Here is a 3,208-nt window from a genome sequence, read left to right as displayed (position 1 = left end):
GGCGGTGTGTCAGTCGATGCATGTGTTAACTGACCTACCGCTTTCGCGAGCAAGCCCGCTCCCACATTTGGACCTCTTTTTCACCTCAGGTCTGCGGTGATTTCAAGACTTTATCCAACCCCACCACGATCAACGCAATCACAACAAACCCCACCAAAATCCCCCCGGCATTCACAAACACCTGTGGATATCCAAGGCTGTCCACATCAATGAACGGGTACTGATACTGCCCCAGCAAATGCCCCCGCAGCAGCACATAGGCGAAGTACACCAGCGGGTAAATCACCCAGGCGCCGATGTGCTTGAGCCGCAACGTGCCCTTGGGCACACACCGCCACCAGTAGATCAAGAACAGCACCGGCATCACGTCGTGGAGCAATTCGTCGGCGATGAATTGAAAGCCTTCGGGCTGCCACAAATGCCGCAGCAGGAGGCTGTACGCCAGGCCCACCACCGCGATGCTCACGGCAATGCCACTGCTGACCTTGGGCGCGAGAAAGAACCGCTTCGCGGGTGAATCACGCGTCACCAGCGCATAACTCAACACCACCACCGCCAAGGTGTTGGTCAGCACCGTGAAGAAACTGAAAAAGTTGACCAGCCCGCCCAACAGGCTGGCGCCGCTGGACCAGCGCGAATGGAAAATCAGGTACTGCTGGATCGCCAGCCCCACCCACCCCGCCAGCGCCGCTGCCGCGACAAAGCGCTTCACCGGCTCAATCCAACGGGCGTTTGGTGCGCATCAACTTGACGTACAACCCTTCGACTTTCTCCCGCGCCCACGGGGTCTTGCGCAGGAAGGTCAGGCTCGACTTGATGCTCGGGTCGCTCTTGAAGCAGCGGATATCAATGCGCTCGGCCAGGCCGTCCCATTCGTAGTGTTCCACCAGCGTGGTGAGGACGTGTTGCAGGGTCACACCGTGGAGCGGGTCGTTGCTTGTCGCGGTCATGCCGGGCCTATGAAAAAAAGGGTCACGAAGGTGCACACCTTATCACCCCGTCCGCCCAGTTATAAAAAGTTCCCGTTCCCAGCTAAAAAGAGATGTTATATTGTAACCATCGATATCAAATCTTTTCGCCGTTTTGCCAAGGAATGTCCGATGCCCCTCTCTTCTCTGTGGCGCTTGACCCCGCTTGCCGCCGCCCTGCTCATCAGCGCCCAAACCCAGGCCCTTGAGCTGCAACCCCAAGTCATTACCGGCAACCCGCTGGGCAGCGCACAACTCGCCTCGCCCACTACCGTGCTGGAAGGCGATGAGCTGACCCTGCAACAAAAAGGCAGCCTGGGCGAAACCCTGAACAAGCAGCCGGGCGTGTCGTCGTCGTACTTTGGCCCAGGTGCGAGCCGGCCGATCATCCGTGGCCAGGACGGCGACCGCATCCGCATCCTGCGCAACGGCGTCGGCGCACTGGATGCGTCGTCGTTGTCCTACGACCACGCGGTGCCGCTGGACCCGGTCAACGTTGACCGTATCGAAATCGTCCGTGGCCCGGCCGCGTTGTTGTACGGCGGCAGCGCCATCGGCGGCGTGGTCAACACCTTCGACAACCGCATCCCCACCGAAGCCATCGAAGGCATCCACGGCGCCGGTGAATTGCGCTACGGCGGCGCCGACACCACCCGCAGCAGCGCCGGCCGCCTGGAAGCCGGCAACGGCACGTTCGCCTTGCACCTGGACGCCAATGCGCGGGAATTCAACGACCTGAAAATCCCCGGCCAGGCCCGCAGCCGCCACGCCGCCGAGACCGAAGATGCCCCCGGCAAAAACGGCCGCCTGGGCAATAGCGACGGGCGCCAGGACGGCGGCGCGGTGGGCGGTTCCTACACCTGGGATGACGGTTATGCCGGCCTGTCCTACAGCAGCTATGACGCGAACTACGGCTCCCCTGCCGAACAGGACGTGCGCATCCGCATGAAGCAGGATCACTACGCCTTCGCGTCGGAAATCCGCAACCTGCAAGGCCCATTTACCTCGGTGAAAGTCGATGCGGGCTACACCGATTACGAACACCGCGAAATCGAAGGCGGCGAGACCGGCACGATCTTCAAGAACAAAGGCTATGAAGCCCGCGTAGAAGCCCGTCACCAGCCCATCGGCCCGTTCAACGGCGTGGTCGGCGCGCAAGTGACCCGTAACGAATTCTCGGCCCTGGGCGAAGAAGCCTTCGTGCCGCAGACCGACACCAATGCCGGCGCGCTGTTTATTCTTGAAGAAATGCAAGCCACCGAGCGCCTCAAGCTCAGCCTTGGCGGGCGCCTGGAACACACCAGCGTCGATCCCGACGCCAAGGGCAACGCGCGCTTTGCCGGCGCCGACAAGTCCAATGACTTCACCGCTGGCAGCCTGTCGTCGGGCGCGGTGTACACCCTCACCCCGATCTGGTCCGTCGCCGCGACCCTGGGCTACACCGAGCGCGCACCGACCTTCTACGAGCTGTACGCCAACGGCGCCCACGTGGCCACCGGCACCTACGAGTTGGGCGATGCCAACCTGAAGAAAGAAAAAGCCGTGTCCAGCGACCTGGCCCTGCGCTTTGACAATGGCACCCACAAGGGCAGCTTCGGCGTGTTCTACAGCCATTTCTCCAACTACATCGGCCTGCTGGGCAGTGGTCGTACGTTGAACGACGAAGGTGAAGAAGACGCTGCTGGCATCCCCGAGTACACCTACTCTGGCGTACGCGCCCGTTTCGCCGGCTTCGAAGCCCAGGATCACTGGAAACTCGGCGAAAGCGCCTACGGCAAGTTCGCCCTGGAACTGTCGGGCGACTACACCCGCGCCACCAACCTCGACACCGGCGAAGCCTTGCCACGCATTGCCCCGCTGCGCGTGAACAGCGGCTTACTGTGGGAACTGGACCGCTGGCAGGCGCGGATCGACGTAGAACACGCCGCCGGCCAAGGCCGTGTGCCGGATAACGAAAGCGGCACCGACGGCTACACCACCCTGGGTGCGAGCGCGGGCTATCGCTTCAACGTCGGTGGCAGCCAGTGGCTGGCGTTTGTGAACGGTGAAAACCTGACCAACCAGACTGTGCGTTATGCCAGTTCGATCCTGCGTGACATCGCGCCGGCGCCGGGTAGAAGCGTGCAGGTCGGCATCCGCACCACCTTCTAACAAACACCACTAATCCCCCTGTGGAGCAGGGTTTGTGTGGGAGCGGGCTTGCTCGCGAATGCGGTGGATCAGTTGAAATATCTGTGACT

General features: G+C 61.8%; 3 protein-coding genes. 1 reads left to right on the top strand and 2 read right to left on the bottom strand.

Features of this window, described 5'->3' with window-relative positions; all coding sequences use genetic code 11:
* Positions 1–85: 85 nt before the first annotated feature.
* Positions 86–712: a Pr6Pr family membrane protein gene (locus tag NUV89_RS28745; protein WP_257783982.1), complete on the bottom strand. Its 627-nt coding sequence runs from the start codon at positions 710–712 to the stop codon at positions 86–88.
* A gap of 4 nt (positions 713–716) precedes the next feature.
* Entirely contained in the window at positions 717–950 is a 234-nt protein-coding gene (locus NUV89_RS28740) for a VF530 family DNA-binding protein (RefSeq protein ID WP_017738479.1), read from the bottom strand.
* Positions 951–1,100: 150 nt separating this feature from the next.
* Between NUV89_RS28740 and NUV89_RS28735 the strand changes: the two genes are divergently transcribed.
* Positions 1,101–3,119: a TonB-dependent receptor gene (locus NUV89_RS28735; RefSeq protein WP_257783981.1), complete on the top strand. Its 2,019-nt coding sequence runs from the start codon at positions 1,101–1,103 to the stop codon at positions 3,117–3,119.
* The last annotated feature ends 89 nt before the right edge of the window (positions 3,120–3,208 follow it).

Source organism: Pseudomonas sp. 18.1.10 (genome assembly GCF_024655625.1).
In the GTDB taxonomy this organism is placed as follows: Bacteria; Pseudomonadota; Gammaproteobacteria; order Pseudomonadales; family Pseudomonadaceae; genus Aquipseudomonas.
Note: the sequence above shows the minus strand (reverse complement) of the source record. Positions and strands in the feature narration are given on the sequence as shown.